Below are 17,503 nucleotides of genomic sequence, written 5' to 3'. Positions count from 1 at the left end.
CTACAGCAGCTCCAGGCTCTCCAGCGCCAATGCCTGCCGCGCCGGGCGTTCGGCCATCACCGCGAACATTTCGTCGCCGCGCTCGGTGCGCTCGACGTTCATCGACGCGAATACGGCCATGAAATAGCCGCTCAAGGCGCCGACGCGGTAATCGTCCCACAGGGGCGCCGGGTCGGGATCGACCCCGTGTCGGCGCAGCGCCGCGATCCAGTGGTCGAACGCCGGGCGATCGGCGGCGGCGCGCTCGAACGGGTCGGCGATGCTGGTGCCGACCAGATAGGCAAGGTCGGCGGCGCTGCTGCCGCGCCCCAGCGTCTGCCAGTCGACCAGCCAGCACGCATCTCCGTCGGGCGCGAACAGGATATTGTCGATGCGCAGGTCGCCATGGACCAGCGTCCGCGCCGCGGGTTCGCGCGCCAGATAAGCGTCGAGCTTGGCGACGATCCCCGCGCCGATGTCGAGGATTTCGGAGGCTAGGCGCGCGGCATAGCGCTCGCGAAATCCCAGATAGAGCTCAGGGAACAGCGCGCGGACCAGTTCGCCATTGTCGCGCGCGAGCCAGGGCAGCTGCGCGAGGTGCGGATCGTTCCAGAGGTGCGCATGGAGGCTAGCGGCCGCTTCGATGCACGGTACGAGCCCGGCAAGCCCCAGCCCAGCCAGCTGGTCGCCCTGCCGCGCCGGGGCAAGGTCGGACAGGATGAGGATGAAATCGACCTCTTCATCGGCAATGGCGTGATAGTGGCAATGCGGCGCGGGGACGCCGCTTGCCGCGGCAAGCTCGCGGTACCAGCTGACTTCCTTGACATAGGTGCCGGTGAGCTTGGCGATGTTACGGCTCGCCGCGTCGTGGCTCGGGCATTTCGCGATGACGGTTGCGGGCGCGTCGGTGTCGCCCTGCCAGTCGAGCGTCAGGCGATAGCTGTCGCACATCTGCCCGGTGCCGACCTTGGTCGCGGTAAATGCCTTGAGTTTACCCGGCCACCCCAGGACGGCCCCGAGCCATTCGGCAGTCATCGCCTCGGGCGAGGTCGGAAAGCTCATGCAGCGGGGTCCATCAACCCGTTCAGGCCGGTGGGCGCGTGCGGGCCGACGAACAATTGTTCGAGCACGCCGACGCCTTGATGCACCGCGTCGCCATCGACGAGTTCGGCGCGAACCAGCGCCTGTACATGCATCGCCAGCGGATTGCCCCACGCCCGCTCGGCTGCGGACAGGCTGTCGTGCGCCACTTCGAGGTCGCCATGATCGAAGCCATGACCCCAAATAGGGTGGGTGTAACCCAGCCCGCTCATCGCGAACAAAGGGCCGTCGGGGGTCAGGGTCAGGCGGGTGCTGCGGTCGAAGTCGGCGGTCAATTTGTTCAGTCGCCGCGTACCCTGCTGCCATTCGGCGGCGAAGGCCGGATCGGCGAAATGGCGCTCACCGCCGGTTCCGCCCACCAGCACCGCGCGGCGGTTCCATGGCGCACCTTCGCCATCGTCATTGCTGTGAAAGAAGAGCGAGCGGTCGGCGAAATTGCACGGTGTCCACAGCCAGAAGAATTGGTGGAAATTGCCCTGCGGCGGCGGTTGCGGTTCGGCGGCGCCGACCGGGCGGATGCCCCAGCTGCGGTCGCGGGTTCCGGCCCAATCCGCGCCGACCTCGATCCGCTGTCCATCGACCGCCAGCCACCCCGACCAATGGCCGTTCTGGGTCATGCGCGTATAGTCCATGAACAGGCGGGTGCCGTTGCGGCGGGTGAAGCGCGGTTCCAGAATCGGGAAATGGCGCGCGGTAAAATGCAGCTCGCCGGCGAGCGGGCCGTCGTTCGCGGCCACGGTCAGCGTCAGCCGCTCCAGCGGTTCGTCGATGGTGATCGCGATCGGCCCGACCGCCAGGTCAAGCCGCTCGCCACCCGAGCGACGGCTGGCCCGCAGATTATGCTGCACCCCGTCGATCAGCACACAGAACGCCGCATCGACGATGCCCAGCTGCGGATAAAATCCCATCGCGGCGGCGAAGAATATCGATCCGTCCGGCGCATAGCCGTTGAAGAAATAGCGGTCGTAAAAATTGCGGTCGGTACCCGCGAACGCGATCGGCTCGGCGCTCTGGTGCAGCGGGAAATCGTCGCCCTTGGTCAGCATCGCTTTTCCTCATCCCGTTTTTTCTTGCAACCTAACGCGATGCGGCGCGGCGTCAATGCACCGGCGGGTCGACCGGGGGTACGGCGTGGATCGGCGCCACCGGCTCGCCGGGTTCGCGCGGAGGGAGGGCGTTGGGCGGGACGGCGTCGATGAGCATGTCGGGGGTCGGCACCGCGGCGCTGTTGCGGACCCGAACCGCGACTTCGCCATCCCGGATGCGGAGCTCGTTGAAGCTGGGCGGGGTCGACCGGATACGCTGCGACAGCGTTCCGGCGCCGATCATGCGGATCGGTCCCGCGGCGGTCGGGGTAACCAGATCGAATGCGTCATGGACATGGCCGGTCAGCACCGCCGCGACGCCCCGCGCGGCCAGCGCTTCGAGCGCGCGCGCGCCGCCGCGGGTCAGCGCGCGGCCTTTCGTCCCGGCTTCGACCAGCGGATGGTGCGCGGTGACCAGCGCGGTGGTGCCGACGGGCAGCGCATCGACCGCAGCCAGCGTCTTGGCGAGCGCATCGCGCGTCACCCAGCCTTTCGACCAGTCGAGCCGCCACTGCGCGCGCGCGGTGGTTTTGAGCGGCACGACGGCGACCCCGGCGAGGTTCAGCTCGCGCTCGACGAGCCGCTCGATCCGCCGGATCCGGCGATAGGGCCAGAAAAAACGCGCGAACGGGTTGAAATAGGGCAGGTCATGGTTGCCGACCTCAACCGTCACCGGCACATCAAGCGCCTCGATCCAGTCGCATGCGGCGGCAAATTCATGGCTCCGGGCGCGCATCGTGAGGTCGCCGGTAATCAGCACCGCATCGGGCTGTTCGCGGCGCACGCATTCGCGGAACCAGTCGAGCGCGGCGCGATCCTCCAGCCCGAAATGCAGGTCGCTGATATGGAACAGTCGCGTCATGCCGTGGCGATGAAATCGACCGCGCTGGTGCCAAGGCGGAACGTCGCTGGCGATGCGACTTCGTCGAGCTCGCCGTCATATTCCAGGCTGATCGGTTGTTCGCTTTCCAATAGGATCGTCGCGTCGGTGACGATCGGTTCGCTTGGTCCATCACGGAAATCGCCGCTGAGCCAGGCGAGCCCATGGCGTAGCACGTCGGCTGTGCCCTCGGTCAGGATCCCGTCGGCGTGAATTCCCATCGGCGTCGGGGTCAGGATCACCGCGGGATAGGCCTTGCCGTCCTCGCCGACACGCACGCCCGGGGCGTTCATCATCTCGTCGAGCGCGTCGGGCGCCGCGCGGCTCGCCTCGATCAACCCGTCCTGCCGCATCGTCTCCCGCACTTCGGCCCAGCGTGTCGCGGGTCCGGCGACGATGGTGATGAACGCGGTGCCGCCGTCGGATTCGATGGTCGGGATCGGGCAGCGCCGCACTTTGCCGTCAAGGGCGTCGGCGACGATCTCGGTCGCTGGCCGGTCGCCGTGCAGCGCCTTCGACAACAGGTTGAGCGTACCGCCGGGGAGCGGCAGGATCGCGCCGCCCCAACCCGCGGCCCGGGTTGCCGCGGCGTTGATCGTGCCGTCGCCGGTCCACACGATGAGCAGGTCGATGCGCTGCAGCTGCAACTCGGCGGCGTCCGGAATCTCGCCTTCGGGCAGGGCGAAGGTCGCCACGAGCGGCGTGCCATGCGTTTGGCATAGCTGGGCAATCTGCTCGCGCACGGCATCGTCATGACTGCCGCTTTGCGTGTTGCAGATCAGGGCGGGGCGAGTGAAGGGGCTGGTCATCGGATTTTCCTACGCATGAGGACGAAAAAGGTGGCCACTGAATTTCGTCATCCCGGCGCCTCCCTGATCACAGATGCGCGGTTCGTCCGCCGCTTGTTCCCCGCTTCGCCGCGCGATAGGGCGTGACGATGGCAGCACCGATTTCCAAAGGACGGCGATTGATCAAATATCTGTTGGTGGCCGTGCTGCTGGTGCTGTTGTTCGGCGGCGCGGCGCGGGTGATCGTTGCGGGCGGGGCAAAGTCGCTCAACCTCGGCGACCGGTTGCTGGGCGACGGTGGCGGCGCGACTTTGCAGGTGGCAGGGCAGCCCTATGGCGCGGGCGCGCGCAACAAGCTCAACATCTGGGTGCCGACGGGAACGAACAAGACCGACAGGCTGCCGGTGCTCGTTTTCCTCTATGGCGGTGGCTGGTACAGCGGCGCGCGCGACGACTATGGTTTTGCCGGTCGCGCCTTTGCCAAACGGGGCTTTGTCGTTGTCATCCCCGATTATCGCATCGTCCCTGACGGGCATTGGCCCGACTTCCTGAACGACAGCGCCGCCGCGGTGGCGTGGACCGACGCGCATATCGGCAATTATGGCGGCGATCCCGATCGCATCGCACTGGCGGGCCATTCGGCGGGCGCCTATAATGCCGTGATGCTGGCGCTCGACCCGCAATGGCTGCGCGCGGCGGGCAGCGATACGTCGGTGATCCGCGGCGTCGCGGCGCTTGCCGGCCCCTATGATTTTGCGCCTTTCGAAAAGGGTGGCCGCGCCGATGTGGCGATGGGCGACATTCGCCCCATCGAACGGACGCAGCCGATCCGTTTCGTGCGCGGCGACGCGCCGCCGCTGTGGCTCGGCCATGGCACCGCCGACACGGTGGTACGCGTGCGCAATAGCCAGCGACTGGCGGCGGCGATGCACAAGGTTGGCGGTTCGGCAACGCTACGCGAATATGACGGGCTCAGCCACAACGACCTCGTCATGGCGCTCACCAAACCGCTGGCGTACAAGGGGCCGATCCTGCCCGAAATGACCGATTTCCTGCGCGGCGCCACGGCGCGGCGCATCGCACCGGCGCCGCTTGCGCAATGATCCCCGCGATCGTCCTCGCGGGCAGCCGTCCCGGTCCCGACCCGCTGCTGACGGGGAGCGGCGTATCGACCAAGGCGCTGCTGCCGATCGCGGGCGACGCGATGCTGGTCCATGTCGTCGGCGCATTACGGGCGTCGCCCGATGTCGGCCCGATCACGATACTGGCGCAGAACAGCGCCGAGCTGGCGGCGGCGTCGGGGCTGGCAGGGTTCGCCGACCTGCATTTTGCGGACTCGGGGCAGGGGATCAGCAGCTCGCTCGCCGCGGCGCTCCCCGCCGGTGAGGAACCGCTGCTGGTGACGACCGCCGACAATGTGTTGCTGACGCCGACGATGATCGCCGAATTCCTGCACGGTGCCGCGGACAAGGATGTTGCGGTGGCGATGGTCGAGCGTGATGTGCTGCTCGCGCGCTATCCGGAATCGAAACGCACCTGGCTGAAATTCCGCGGCGGCTGGTGGTCGGGGGCGAACATGTTCTACCTGCGCGGACGGCGCGTATTGCCGCTGCTCGATTTCTGGGGCCGCATCGAACGCGACCGCAAAAAGGGGCTGAAGATCATCGCTGCCTTTGGCCCATGGTTGCTGATCGGCGCGCTGCTTCGCCTGTTCACGATCCAGCAGGGCGTCGCGCGCGCGGGTCTGCGCTTCGGCCTCCACGCCAGCGTGGTACCGATGTCCGAGGCCGAGGCGTGCATCGACGCCGACAAGCCCGCCGACATCGTGCTGATCGAGCAAATCTTTGCCGCGCGGCGGCAAGCCGCTATAGGGCAGCCGCTATGACCATCGAAAAAGCCATCATTCTGTCGGCCGGGCAGGGTTCGCGCCTGTTGCCGCTGACCCGCGACATTCCCAAATGCCTGATCGACCTCAATGGCCGGACCTTGATCGGCTGGCAGGTCGCGGCGCTTGCCGCCAACGGTATCAAGGACATCGTCGTCGTCACCGGGTTCCGTACCGAGCGTGTCGAGGATCATGCATTGCAGCTTTACCGCGATACCGGCGTGCGCATCCGCACCCTGTTCAACCCCTTCTTTCAGGTCGCCGACAATCTTGGCACCTGCTGGATCGCGCGCGAGGAGATGGACCGCGATTTCATCATCCTCAACGGTGACACCATCGTTTCGGAAGAGATCGTCGCGAAGTTGATCGCGGGCGCCCATGAGCCGATCACCGTCACCGTCGACGTCAAGGCCGACTATGACGACGACGATATGAAAGTGAACCGCGACGCCGACGGCCGCCTGCACCATATCGGCAAGCGCCTGCTGCCCCCCGATACCAATGCGGAATCGATCGGCATGCTCGCCTTCGTCGGCGACGGCCCGTCGATTTTCCGCAGCCAGGTCGACCAGATGATGCGCACTCCCGAAGGGGTCGAGCGCTGGTATCTGCGCGCGATCGATGTCATCGCCAAGGGCAACCGCGTCGGCACCGCGTCGATCGAGGGGCTGGACTGGCAGGAAGTCGACTTCCCGCAGGACGTCGAAGCCGCCGATGCGCTTACCGCGAAATGGGCCGAGGAAGGCCGCTACGCGAAATAGGGTTTGAGCCAGCCGGTGAGCGCGGCGATCTGTGCATCGCCCAGCTTGACCGCCTGCGCCAGATCGGGCGGCCCCGGCCAACCGGTATCGGTGACCGCAAGGCCCGCGCCCATTCGTTCGCCGTCATAGCGCGGCAGGACGTGGAAATGGACGTGCGGATCGACCATCATCAGCATCAGATAATTGATCCGGGTATAGCCGACCGCTTGACTCAACGCGGCCTCGATCGCCGACGTCGCGACCTTGAGTTCTGCGTGCGCCGCCGCGGGCAAATCGCCGAACGCCGTGGCGTCGGATTTTGCGGCCAGCACCAGCGCGCCGAGCGTTGGCTGGGCGGGGCGCAGCAGCACGACCCAATGGTCATATTCGGCGATCAGCGTCGCGGGGTAGCCGAATTTCGCGATGGTGTCGTTCATGCTTCCTCCATCCAGCTGACAATCGGGCGCCCGGCGCGCCGCTGCGCATAGGCCTGAACCAGCTGCACCGCATGAACGACCAGCGAAATAATCGTCCACCACGCGACCGCGATCAGCCCGATGTCGGGGCGCCCGGCAAGCGTCGCGAAAAACAGGATCGCGATATTCGGGTTGCGCCGCGCGGTGATCAGGCGGAACTGGCTGTCGAAGCGCCGCCACACATGGACGTCCATCCCGAAATCCTTGATGAACATCCCCTCGATCACCCGCTGGAGCACATAGCCAGCGAGCACGGCGATCATCACGAACAGGAAGGTCTGTGTCGACAGCGCGAGCCCCCAACTGCCGAGCCCGACGCCCCAGAAATACCACCAGAAGGGCGGGTGGATCAGGTCGACGCCATGATCGGCGACATTGCCCCATTTCGACGAGGTGATCGTGCAGCGCGCGAGCTTGCCGTCGACGGTGTCGAAAACCATGAAAATGAACGCGGCGAGCATTCCGGTCCAGTAATGGCCATAGGCAAACAAATAGGTCGCGTAGACGCAGAGCGCGGCGCCGATCGCGGTGACCATATTCGGGGTCATGCCGATGCTGGCGGCGATCCGCGTCAGCCATAGCGCGAGTTCGGGCCACAGATATTTGGTCAGCACGTCGGTAACGCCCTTATAGGCGCCGAAATAGCTTTTGCGTTCGATTTCGCGTCGCGTTTCGGGGGTCAGCCGCTGGATGAACGGCGTATCGAGCTTGCGCAGCTGGCGGTTATAGATTTGCGGCTTGTCGCGGTAGTCGATGATCGTGAGCGCATCCCGATGCGCCGCGATGTCATCGGGACCGAGGCCGCCGGTCAGATGCGCCATCACCAGCGCATCGCCGTCCATCACGACGGTGCCGGGCAGCGTCACGATATGCCGCAGCCACACCGGGTCGAACACATAGTCGAGGTTGACGAACAGCCGCGTCCCGGACGCAGGCGGCGTGTCGGGCAAGCCTTCGGCGCGCGCCATGCGGCGCAGCCGTTCGGCGTTGGTCATTCCCCATAGCAGGGTCGGATTGTCGCCGATCAGTGCCAGCGCGGGCAGGGTCGTTGGTTCGCTCATCCGCCGCTCTTATCCTGTGCAGCATCCTTTGCAAGGAAGCGCGCGATCGCCTCGGCCCCGCGCTGCGCCGCGCCCGCCGGATCGCCGCCGATCGATTCCGCCAGCCGCTCGCGTTGCGCGTCGATATAGCGCGAATGACGCGCTGTCGCCTGATCGAGCGCATTGGGAAGGTCTGCCACATCGTCGATGACGTCGCCGAGCGTCCAGAACAGATAGTCGGGGTCGCCGACCCATTGCGCGTCATGCGCGTTGAGAAACAGGCAGGGGCGCGGGGTCGCCAGAAATTCGTAAACCTGGCTGCTGACATCGCCCAGATAGAGGTCGGAGCCGCTGGTGTAGCTCATGTCGAACAGCCGGTCGGAATCGAGATCGATCAGAATCTTGCCCGGAATAGCCAGCGTTTTGATCGCCGCGCGATCGCCGTCGCTGGCCTCGGCAAACAGGCGGATGTGCGGCGCAACGACGAGGTTGTACCGGCCCTGCGCCGCGAACCAGTCGATGATGTCGCGCCCGAACCGGTCCCACGACGACAGCCCGCGATGGAAATGCGGTGCATAGAGGACGGTCGGGCGATCATTGTCGAACAGCCGCGCGCGCGTCTTGTCCAGACGCGTCATCAGGTCGAGCTTCACATAGCCGTTGAGCGCATAATGGCCCGGTCGGATGGTTCCGGCATCGAGCAGGCGCTGTTCGCTCTTTTCGCCCGCGACCAGCACAAAATCGAAATGGCGGTCGCGCGGGTCGAGCATGATCGCGCGGTCGCCCGCGCCATGCGGGGTAAAGATCAGCCGGGTGCGGCGCGGCAGGAAGTGGCGGATCGCGGTTGTCGTCCGTTCGGGTACGACGATCGCGTCGAACTGGCGCAAAAAGCGCAGCGCGCCGAACAGGATCGGCAGGCGCGGATGGCGAATGATCGCACGCGCGCGCAGCCAGTGGCTGATCCCGCGCTGCCCGAGCAGCCTGATCCGGGGCGAAAAGCCGGGATAGGCTGCCATTACCCGTTCGACCACCGGCAGATGTCCGGTGCTGGCGACCGCGACCTCGACATCGCTGCCCGCAGCCGCCATTTCGGCCGCGATCGGCAGCGCGTGGAAAATCTGGTGCGGTTCGCCGATGAACAGGAACAGGATGCGCATTACCGCACCTTGGCAGCGGTGCCCGCCGCCTCACTTTCAAAGTCGGCTACCTGCCAGCCGTGCCGCGCTGCCAGCCGGACAGATTTTTCGCCGCGCCCGACCAGCCACGCTTCGTCCGCGAGGGCAAAGGTCGGCGCGTCGCTGACATGGTCCGAATAGGCGCGGATATGCGTCGCGCCAGCCGCGTGACTTTCGATCCATTCGGCGACCCGCCGCGCTTTTTCGGCGCCGTAGCAATTGGGGCCGTCGAGCAGCGGCAGCCAATTGCCGTCGGCGTCGCGCTGGTGGCGCGAGGCGACGATCGCGTCGAAGTTCAGCGCGTCGGCGATCGCGCCCGCGTAAAATTCGGGCGCCGCGGTCGCCATCAACAGCCGGTAGCCCTCGGCCCGGTCGCGCGCGATGCAGGCCCGGGCGCCCGGCGGCACATCGCGCGGCACGCGCCAGGCGGCAAAACGGGCAGCAAGCCGCGCCGCGCGCGCGGGCGTCAAATGCGATCCGAGCATCAGGTGGATGGCGGCGGGCTTGAACCGGTCGCGACCGTAAAGGCGCAGCGCGTAACCGATCATCAGCGCGGCGAGCAGCGGGAGCAGCAACAGGCGCCACGGCGCCTCGCGGGCCGGCGCCCACAAGAGGAACAGGGTGAATGTCGGCTTGCGCAGCACGGTGCGGTCAAGATCGTAAATGGCGATGCGCGCGGGGGAACCGGTCATGGGGTATCGTCCCCGATCAGCCGCAATTTCCGTCCCGCTTTGCCGAGCGACGCGCGGTCGGCATAGGGTAGCGCGAAACGGATCGCGGCCCATATCGATCCCAGCGCGATGATCACGATCAGCGGCAGCGCAACCGGATCGGGCAATCGGTCGGCGAGCAGCGCCGCGGCGCCCGCGACCAAGGTCAGCGCCATGCCGCGCGTCGCAACGACCGGGAACTGATGGTCGAACGGGTGCAGCTTTTCGTTCATGGCCAGCTGCAGGGTCGGAATACCCGCCATCACCACCAGACCGATCGACGTCGCGAGCGTGACCCCGGTGAGCGCATCCATATGCCCAAGGATCAGCCAGCCGGCGCCGACCGCCACGGCGACGCCAAAGATGCTGGCGGTGAGCTGGTGGCGAAACGCCGATACGACCTGCAACACCGGCGACGAAATGCCGAGCACCGCTTCGGCGGCGCGCGCGAACAGCAGGATCACGAGCGCGGCCTGCGCGGCCTGCGCCTGTGCGCCGAACAGGCTGAGCAGCGACGCGCTGCCCGCTGCGAGGACGGCGGCGAGCGGTAGCGCGATCGCCGAGATCAGCCGGGTTGCATAGGCATAAATATCAGCGACTTGCGCCCGATCCCGGCGCTCGGCGCTGGCCGCGAGCGGCGCCATCACATAGACAAATGCGATGCGAACAAGCTGGACGACGCTCGACAGCTTGCGCGCGATGGTGAACAGCCCCGCCGCCGCGGCGCCCGCCGCGCCGGGCAACAGCAGGTTCAGCACTAGCGCGGGGGCGTCACCGAACAGGCGCGCGATAATGTTCGACGGCAGGATCGACAGCCCGGCCCAAAAGGTATTGCGCGCCGTTTCGGTGCCGCGGGGGCCGCGCCAAAAGCCGCTGAGGTCGTAATGTTGGGCAAGCAACCGGACGCACAGGATCGCGGTGATCGCCAGCGAGCAGAGGTGCGCGATGAACAATCCTTTCAGCCCGAGCCCGCCCGCAAAAAACAGCCCGGCGAACACCAGTCGCAGCACCTGTTCCCAAACGATCCGCAGCCGGATTTCGGCGCCGAACACCATCCGCGCACGCAGCGCCGACGTTGCAATCTCGACAAAGGCCCATAACGGCAATGCCCACACGAACACCCGGATCGCAGGCGTGACGAGGTCGCGGTCGCTGGCGGCGACATTGAGCAGCGGACCAAGATCGGCAGCAAATGCGGCGATCAGCGCCGCGACAAGGATGCACGGGCCGACGCCGAAAATCATCGCCGTACGCAGCGCCGCCGCTGCTTCGGCGTCGCTCGCCGATTGCGGCACGGTGCGCTGCATCGCGCTGGTCATGCCCATGTCGAAGATATTTTCGAGCAGGTTGATCGCCGCCCACAGCACCGCATAGAGGCCGTATCCGGCCAGCCCGAACATCAGTACATAGAGCGGCTGTGCGACGATTTCGACCACCGCGCCGAGCCGCGCGAGTACCGTGGTACCCAGTCCGCGCGCGACGCTGCGGCTGGTGACGGCGGGTTGGGCGGCGCTTTCGCTCATCGCTGCGCACGTAGCGTTTGTTGGCTGACGAATAAAGCAATCTTCCCTCCCCCCTTGATGGGGGAGGCAGCGAGACTTGCCAGCTTGCTGGCTTACTCGCAGCGGAGGGGGTGCGCTGTCGGCCTGAAACCACGGTGCCAGGGCGCACCCTCACCCCCATCCAACTTCGCCTAGCCGCTTTGCGGCAAGGCTGAGTATCCTTCGCCTATCAAGGGGGAAGGCAATTTCAGGGCGATTTCACCCTATCCAACCCCTTGTCGTCCCTGCCAATCGGGTCTAGTCAGCCCGCAATCGTACAGGGAGCCCGCGACATGGCCGAATTCCGTCTGCCCAAGAACAGCCGCCCGCAAAAGACGGGCAAGGTCCACAAGGCCGAAGGCGCGGCCGCGGTCAAGACGTTCAAAGTCTATCGCTACGACCCCGACAGCGGCCAGAATCCGCGCTTCGATACCTTCGAGATCGACACCCAGAAGTGCGGCCCGATGGTGCTCGATGCGCTGATCAAGATGAAGAGCGAACAGGATAGCTCGCTGACCTTCCGCCGCTCGTGCCGCGAGGGGATTTGCGGCAGCTGTTCGATGAACATGAACGGCAAGAACGGCCTCGCCTGCACCACCGCGATCGAGGATCTGAAGGGCGACATCACGATCACGCCGCTGCCCGCGATGGACGTGATCAAGGATCTGGTTCCCGACTTCACCCATTTCTATGCGCAATATGCGTCGATCGAACCCTGGCTGAAAACCAAGACGACGACGCCGAGCGGCAAGGAGCGGCTGCAATCGCCCGCCGAGCGCGAAAAGCTCGACGGGCTTTATGAGTGCATCCTGTGCGCCTGCTGCTCGACCAGCTGCCCCAGCTATTGGTGGAACAGCGACAAGTTCCTGGGCCCCGCGATCCTGCTTCAGGCGTATCGCTGGCTCGCCGATAGCCGCGACGAAATGACCGGCGAGCGCCTCGACGAGCTGGAAGACCCCTTCCGCCTCTATCGCTGCCACACGATCATGAACTGCTCGAACGCCTGCCCCAAGGGACTGAGCCCCGCGCGCGCGATCGCCGAGATCAAGAAAATGGAAGCCGAGCGGCAGGTCTGATGCGCTGGGGGGTGTTCGCCGCGCTGGCGCTCGCCTCCTGCACGGCAACGCCCGCAGTCGAAACCGTTCCGGCGCCGCGCACTTATGCGCACGGAATTGGCGGCGCGACCTTCCTGATCGGCGGCACTTTCCCGCCCGGCCGCTCGCCGGACGGCAACAGCGTGATCCTGTATGGGCCGGAGGGGGCGATCGTTGTCGACACGGGGCGCCATGCCGAGCATCTGACCCTGATCAAACGGGGCTGAGCGGAATCGGCATGTCGCTGGTCGCCATCGTCAACACCCATTGGCATCTTGACCATGTGAGCGGCAATCCGGCGCTGAAGGCAGCTTTCCCGAGGCTCAAGGTCTATGGCACCTCGGCGATCGACGGCGCGCTGATGGGCTTTCTCGCGAACAGTGCTGCCGCCTCGCGCAAGGCGCTTGCCGAGGGCGCCGTCCCCGCCGCGGCCGTCGGCGACGTCGAGGGCGACTTGGCGACCATCGCGCGGGGGACGGAGCTTCGGCCCGATGTGATCGTCGACGAAACGCGCGACATGGTCATCGCCGGGCGTCCGCTGTCGCTTCGCGTCGCCCACCTCGCGGCGACCGAGCGCGACCTGTGGATTTACGATGCGGACCAGAAACGCGCGATCGTGGGCGATCTGGTCACGTTACCCGCACCATTCCTCGACACCGCCTGCCCCGAAGGCTGGCTGGCGGCGCTGGATGACGTCGCCGCTTCGGGTGCCGAACAGGTCGTCCCGGGTCATGGCCCGATCATGTCGACCGCCGATTTTCATCGCTGGCGCGACGCCTTTGGCGATTTTATCGCTTGCGCGCGCGGCGCAGGCGCGCTTGAGGGCTGCTCGGCGGGCTGGCTCGCGGCCGCGTCGCGGTGGATCGGCGATGACAGCGTGCGGGCCAAAGCGATGGCGGACTATTATGGCGGGCTGATCCGCGCGGGAAAACTGGACGGATATTGCACGGCATGAACGACGGGATCGAGGAACCGAAGCGGCGTGACCATTTCAGCGCCGAGGCACTCGACGACGGCTGGCTGAGCTGGGATCTCAAGGACGCGAGCCGCTTCAACAGCTTTATCGAGCCGCTGACGGTACGGGTCGAGCCGCCCACGTCCGACGGCCGCCCCTGTGCGCGGGTGCGCATGATCCCGGAGCGCAAGCACAGCAATCTGGGGGATAATGTCCACGGCGCGGTCACGCTGGCACTGGTCGACATTGCGCTGTTCGCGGCGTCGCACCAGTTCGGATCGCTCAATGCAGGCCATTCGGTGACGCTCGACCTGTCGACGCAGTTTGTCGGCGCGGGTCGGCTCGGCGAACCATTGGACGCGGTGGTCGAGCTGGTCCGCGAGACCGGTCGCCTGATCTTTCTGCGCGGACTGGTGGTGCAGGGTGAAGACGACAGTCATATCGTGCTCAGCTTTTCGGGCACCATCCGCAAGGCGAGCAAGGATCGCGGCTGATGTCGGTTCTCGCCGCCTATGATGCGCTCGTCGCGGGCGGCGAACTCCGCCCCGACGCCGAGCAGCGCGCCGCCGCCGAACGGTTGAACGCGTTGCAGGCCGAACTGGAAGCGGTGCCGCCGCGCGGGAGCCTGCTTTGGCGGCTGACCGGGCGCAAGCCCGAGAGCCCGCGCGGCGTCTATCTGTGGGGCGCGGTCGGGCGCGGTAAGTCGATGCTGATGGACCTGTTCTACGACCAGCTGCACATCCAGCGCAAGCGGCGCGTCCATTTCCACGCCTTCATGCTCGACGTCCATGCGCGGATGCGCGAGGTGCGCAAAAGCGAGGCCGGCGACCCGATTCCGCTCGTGGCCGACGCGCTGGTCGAAAATGTCCGCTGCCTCGCGTTCGACGAAATGGTCGTGAACAACAGCGCCGATGCGATGATCCTCTCGCGGCTGTTCACCGCGCTGATCGACCGCGGCGTCACGGTGGTCGCGACCTCGAACCGTCCGCCGTCCGACCTTTACAAGGACGGGCTCAACCGCGAGCATTTCCTGCCATTCATTGCGCTGGTCGAGGCGAAGCTCGACGTGATGGGCCTGAACGGGCCGACCGATTATCGCCGCGACCGGCTGGGTGATGGCGCGCGTTGGTTCGTCCCCGCCGATGAGGCGGCGAGCGCCGCGCTGTCGGCGGCCTTTTTTCGCCTCACCGACTATCCGCCCGAAGACCGCGCGCATGTCCCGACGCTCGATCTCGACCTTGGCGGTGGGCGGACGCTACACGTGCCAAAGGCGCTGAAAGGGGTCGCGGTCTTTTCGTTCAAGCGGCTGTGCGCCGAGGCGCGCGGCGCATCGGACTATCTGGCGGTCGCGCGGCATTTTCATACCGTCATCATCGTCGGCATTCCGCGCATGGGGCCGGAAAATCGCAACGAGGCGGCACGCTTCGTGACGCTGGTCGACGCGCTGTACGAATATAAGGTCAAGTTGCTGGCTAGCGCCGCGGCGATGCCCGATGATCTGTATGTCGCGGGCGACGGCGCGTTCGAATTCGAACGCACCGCAAGCCGCTTGTCCGAAATGCAGTCGGACCACTACCTCGCGCTAGGCCATGGCGAGCAGGACGCCACCGTTTAGCATATTGCTCCGGCCAATCTGAGCCGTAGCCCTGAGCCTGTCGAAGGGCGCTTCTTGGGTAAGCGCTCTTCGACAGGCTCAGGGCTACGGTTAGAGTCGACCCGCCCGAAGCAGGCTCAAGCCATGGCGAGCAGGACGCCGGTGGCAATTTTGCCCCAGCGTGACGAATTGATCGTCACCGCGATGACATCGCGGACATAGCGCACCTCATGCGCGAGGTGGCCCAGCCCTTGCTGAATGACCCGGCGCAACGTGCGAAACGGGCGCGGCGCGGGAACATGGATACGGCGGGGGCGCGCGGGCGGCGCGGGCAGGGTGATCAGCCCGCCGCTGGTCACGCGGGCATCGTCGGCAACGGCGCGGCACAGCGCCTCCATCCGCGAAATCGCCAGCCGGTTGGCGACCTTGCGGTCGCGGCTCAGCAATTCGAAGCTGTGGCTGAACGCTGAAAACTGGATCGCGCCGCTGGCGGCATTATGGTCGAGCGCGTCGCGCATTTCCTCTTCGGACATCGCGCACAGCTGCGCCGGGCGAAAGCGGTTGGCGCGGTCCATCAGGCCGCTGACCGGCACTTCGATCACGCCATGATGCTCGCGCATGCCCTGGTTGCCCGCGTCGAGCGAGATGGCGCAGCCATGCCCCAGATAGGCCGCGTTGAAACTGCTGTCGAAACGAAAGCCCAGCGCGGCGAGCGCGCGCAGCGTATCGTCGTTGGCGCCGAAATTTCCGGCCCGAAACGCGGTCGGTCGGGGCGCCCCCGCGCCGACCAGAATGTCGCGCGCGAGCGCGATGAGCCTTTTCTGTGCCGCCAGCGGAAAGTCGCCGATGTTCCGTCCGGTCAATCGCCCGACCGGGTTGAAACGGGCGAAGGCGAGCCATTCGGTGTGGATATGGACCTGCACCTCGTGCCCACGGTCCAGCACCGGGCGGACGATCGCATCGATGACTTCGGGGCCGTAAACCAGCGCCGGCATCGGATCGATAAAGAACACCCCGGTCAGGCCGTGGCGTTCGAGCATGTCCATCTGGAAATGGATGCCGAAATCGCCTTCGCGGCAGCGCCCCAGGATCGAGCTTTCGAAATTGGCGCGCGCATCGGCGCCGCGCTGGTATAGCCCGGCGGACAGCTCGGTATCGAAACTGATGATTGCCCGCGTCATCCGCTCGCGCCTATCACCCCAGCGATAAAGGAGGGTTAACTTCGCCGGGTGGCCGTTCCCCGACGTCAATCAGCCTGTCATGCATGCACGCTATTGTCCATCCAAACCCGCGCAGGATCGGTTACATCGCCGCTTGTTGTTATTGCGAACTATTTGCAGAAAAAGGCGGAATTTCGCGCTTTTCGCGGTTGTTTCGTTAACGGAATCGGCGTAGGGGCGACCCAAGTCTTGGGATCGGCACGGCACTTTGGCCCGTGTGCCGCCGGTCTGTGAAGCATTGCCGGGCTTGCCAGGAAGGGAGTGCCGCGCGCCATGGGACGCAAGAAGATCGCATTGATCGGAGCCGGGAATATCGGCGGAACGCTGGCGCTGCTCGCCGCGCAGAAAGAACTCGGCGACGTCGTCCTGTTCGACGTCGTGGAAGGCGTGCCGCAGGGCAAGGCGCTCGACCTGTCGCAGGTCGGCCCGATCGCGGGCTTCGATGCCAAGATCACCGGCTCGAACGATTACAAGGACATCGCGGGCGCCGACGTCATCATCGTCACCGCCGGGGTCGCGCGCAAGCCGGGCATGAGCCGCGACGACCTGCTCGGCATCAACCTGAAGGTCATGAAGGCGGTCGGCGAAGGCATCAAGGCGAACGCTCCCGATGCGTTCGTCATCTGCATCACCAATCCCCTTGATGCCATGGTCTGGGCGCTGCGTGAGTTTTCGGGCCTGCCGCACAACAAGGTCGTCGGCATGGCCGGCGTGCTCGACTCGGCGCGCTTCAGCCACTTCATCGCAGACGAATTCGATGTGTCAGTGAAGGATGTGAACACCTTCGTGCTCGGCGGCCATGGCGACACGATGGTTCCCGTCGTGCGTTATTCGACCGTCAACGGCATCCCCGTTCCCGATCTCGTCAAGATGGGCCTGTCGTCGCAGGACAAGATCGACGCGATCGTCAAGCGCACCCGCGGCGGCGGCGGCGAGATCGTCGCGCTGCTCGGCACCGGATCGGCTTTCTACGCGCCCGCTGCTTCGGGCATCGCGATGGCCGAAGCCTATCTGGGTGACCAGAAGCGCATCCTGCCCTGCGCCGCCTATGTCGACGGCCAGTACGGCCTCGACGGCCTTTATGTGGGCGTTCCGGTGCTGATCGGCGCCGGCGGCGTCGAGAAGATCGTCGAGATCGAACTCGACGATGCCGACAAGGCCGGCCTGCAGGTCTCGGTCGACGCGGTCAAGGAACTGCTCGACGCGTGCAAGGCGCTGGATCCGTCGCTGGCTTAAGCCG

General features: G+C 66.0%; 19 protein-coding genes. 9 read left to right on the top strand and 10 right to left on the bottom strand.

Annotated features, from left to right (window positions below; all coding sequences use genetic code 11):
* From G9408_RS08840 to G9408_RS08825, 4 genes are read right to left on the bottom strand one after another with little or no spacing between them, the layout of a single operon-like run.
* Window positions 1-1,041 carry a phosphotransferase gene (locus G9408_RS08840; protein WP_168453671.1) on the bottom strand — a complete coding sequence of 347 codons (1,041 nt, stop codon included), beginning with the start codon at window positions 1,039-1,041 and terminating at the stop codon, window positions 1-3.
* Window positions 1,038-2,126 (bottom strand): hypothetical protein, encoded by a 1,089-nt coding sequence (locus G9408_RS08835; RefSeq protein ID WP_168453670.1) that lies wholly within the window; start codon window positions 2,124-2,126, stop codon window positions 1,038-1,040. Before G9408_RS08835 ends, G9408_RS08840 begins: the two co-directional genes overlap by 4 nt.
* Window positions 2,127-2,178: 52 nt before the next feature.
* The gene (locus G9408_RS08830) at window positions 2,179-3,027 is read right to left on the bottom strand and encodes a metallophosphoesterase family protein (RefSeq protein WP_168453669.1); all 849 of its coding nucleotides are present in this window, start codon (window positions 3,025-3,027) and stop codon (window positions 2,179-2,181) included.
* Entirely contained in the window at window positions 3,024-3,854 is an 831-nt protein-coding gene (locus G9408_RS08825) for a diacylglycerol/lipid kinase family protein (protein ID WP_168453668.1), read from the bottom strand. Before G9408_RS08825 ends, G9408_RS08830 begins: the two co-directional genes overlap by 4 nt.
* Window positions 3,855-3,982: 128 nt before the next feature.
* Between G9408_RS08825 and G9408_RS08820 the strand changes: the two genes are divergently transcribed.
* The 3 genes from G9408_RS08820 to G9408_RS08810 are packed head-to-tail and all read left to right on the top strand — an operon-like array spanning window position 3,983 to window position 6,479.
* A complete protein-coding gene (locus G9408_RS08820; protein ID WP_168453667.1) occupies window positions 3,983-4,936 on the top strand; it encodes an alpha/beta hydrolase in 954 nt (317 codons plus the stop codon).
* A complete protein-coding gene (locus tag G9408_RS08815; RefSeq protein ID WP_168453666.1) occupies window positions 4,933-5,718 on the top strand; it encodes an NTP transferase domain-containing protein in 786 nt (261 codons plus the stop codon). Before G9408_RS08820 ends, G9408_RS08815 begins: the two co-directional genes overlap by 4 nt.
* Entirely contained in the window at window positions 5,715-6,479 is a 765-nt protein-coding gene (locus G9408_RS08810) for a phosphocholine cytidylyltransferase family protein (protein WP_168453665.1), read from the top strand. The genes G9408_RS08815 and G9408_RS08810 overlap by 4 nt, the downstream gene beginning before the upstream one ends.
* Here the strand turns inward: G9408_RS08810 and G9408_RS08805 are convergent.
* From G9408_RS08805 to G9408_RS08785, 5 genes are read right to left on the bottom strand one after another with little or no spacing between them, the layout of a single operon-like run.
* Entirely contained in the window at window positions 6,467-6,895 is a 429-nt protein-coding gene (locus G9408_RS08805; protein ID WP_168453664.1) for an HIT family protein, read from the bottom strand. The two genes, G9408_RS08810 and G9408_RS08805, sit on opposite strands and share 13 nt — an antisense overlap.
* Entirely contained in the window at window positions 6,892-7,995 is a 1,104-nt protein-coding gene (locus G9408_RS08800) for a CDP-alcohol phosphatidyltransferase family protein (RefSeq protein ID WP_168453663.1), read from the bottom strand. The genes G9408_RS08805 and G9408_RS08800 overlap by 4 nt, the downstream gene beginning before the upstream one ends.
* A complete protein-coding gene (locus tag G9408_RS08795) occupies window positions 7,992-9,131 on the bottom strand; it encodes a hypothetical protein (RefSeq protein ID WP_168453662.1) in 1,140 nt (379 codons plus the stop codon). The genes G9408_RS08800 and G9408_RS08795 overlap by 4 nt, the downstream gene beginning before the upstream one ends.
* Complete coding sequence (locus G9408_RS08790; RefSeq protein ID WP_168453661.1) at window positions 9,131-9,841, bottom strand: HAD family hydrolase; 711 nt, start codon at window positions 9,839-9,841, stop codon at window positions 9,131-9,133. Before G9408_RS08790 ends, G9408_RS08795 begins: the two co-directional genes overlap by 1 nt.
* Entirely contained in the window at window positions 9,838-11,382 is a 1,545-nt protein-coding gene (locus G9408_RS08785) for a lipopolysaccharide biosynthesis protein (RefSeq protein WP_168453660.1), read from the bottom strand. The genes G9408_RS08790 and G9408_RS08785 overlap by 4 nt, the downstream gene beginning before the upstream one ends.
* Before the next feature lie 311 nt (window positions 11,383-11,693).
* Between G9408_RS08785 and G9408_RS08780 the strand changes: the two genes are divergently transcribed.
* The 5 genes from G9408_RS08780 to zapE are packed head-to-tail and all read left to right on the top strand — an operon-like array spanning window position 11,694 to window position 15,064.
* Window positions 11,694-12,476 carry a succinate dehydrogenase iron-sulfur subunit gene (locus tag G9408_RS08780; RefSeq protein WP_120215432.1) on the top strand — a complete coding sequence of 261 codons (783 nt, stop codon included), beginning with the start codon at window positions 11,694-11,696 and terminating at the stop codon, window positions 12,474-12,476.
* Window positions 12,476-12,721, top strand: coding sequence for a hypothetical protein (locus G9408_RS08775; RefSeq protein WP_168453659.1), 246 nt, complete (start codon window positions 12,476-12,478; stop codon window positions 12,719-12,721). Before G9408_RS08780 ends, G9408_RS08775 begins: the two co-directional genes overlap by 1 nt.
* Window positions 12,722-12,732: 11 nt before the next feature.
* Complete coding sequence (locus G9408_RS08770) at window positions 12,733-13,449, top strand: MBL fold metallo-hydrolase (protein ID WP_168453658.1); 717 nt, start codon at window positions 12,733-12,735, stop codon at window positions 13,447-13,449.
* A complete protein-coding gene (locus G9408_RS08765) occupies window positions 13,446-13,943 on the top strand; it encodes a PaaI family thioesterase (RefSeq protein ID WP_168453657.1) in 498 nt (165 codons plus the stop codon). Before G9408_RS08770 ends, G9408_RS08765 begins: the two co-directional genes overlap by 4 nt.
* Entirely contained in the window at window positions 13,940-15,064 is a 1,125-nt protein-coding gene (gene zapE / locus G9408_RS08760) for a cell division protein ZapE (RefSeq protein WP_168454082.1), read from the top strand. Before G9408_RS08765 ends, zapE begins: the two co-directional genes overlap by 4 nt.
* 116 nt (window positions 15,065-15,180) lie before the next feature.
* Here zapE and G9408_RS08755 read toward each other — a convergent pair whose 3' ends face one another.
* The gene (locus G9408_RS08755; RefSeq protein WP_168453656.1) at window positions 15,181-16,224 is read right to left on the bottom strand and encodes a polysaccharide deacetylase family protein; all 1,044 of its coding nucleotides are present in this window, start codon (window positions 16,222-16,224) and stop codon (window positions 15,181-15,183) included.
* 312 nt (window positions 16,225-16,536) lie between these two features.
* On the opposite strand from G9408_RS08755, the gene mdh reads away from it, so the two are divergent.
* Entirely contained in the window at window positions 16,537-17,499 is a 963-nt protein-coding gene (mdh, locus tag G9408_RS08750) for a malate dehydrogenase (RefSeq protein ID WP_137870134.1), read from the top strand.
* Window positions 17,500-17,503 lie beyond the last annotated feature (4 nt).

The sequence above is a fragment of the Sphingopyxis microcysteis genome, from assembly GCF_012274265.1.
GTDB lineage: Bacteria > Pseudomonadota > Alphaproteobacteria > Sphingomonadales > Sphingomonadaceae > Sphingopyxis > Sphingopyxis microcysteis.
Note: the sequence above shows the minus strand (reverse complement) of the source record. Positions and strands in the feature narration are given on the sequence as shown.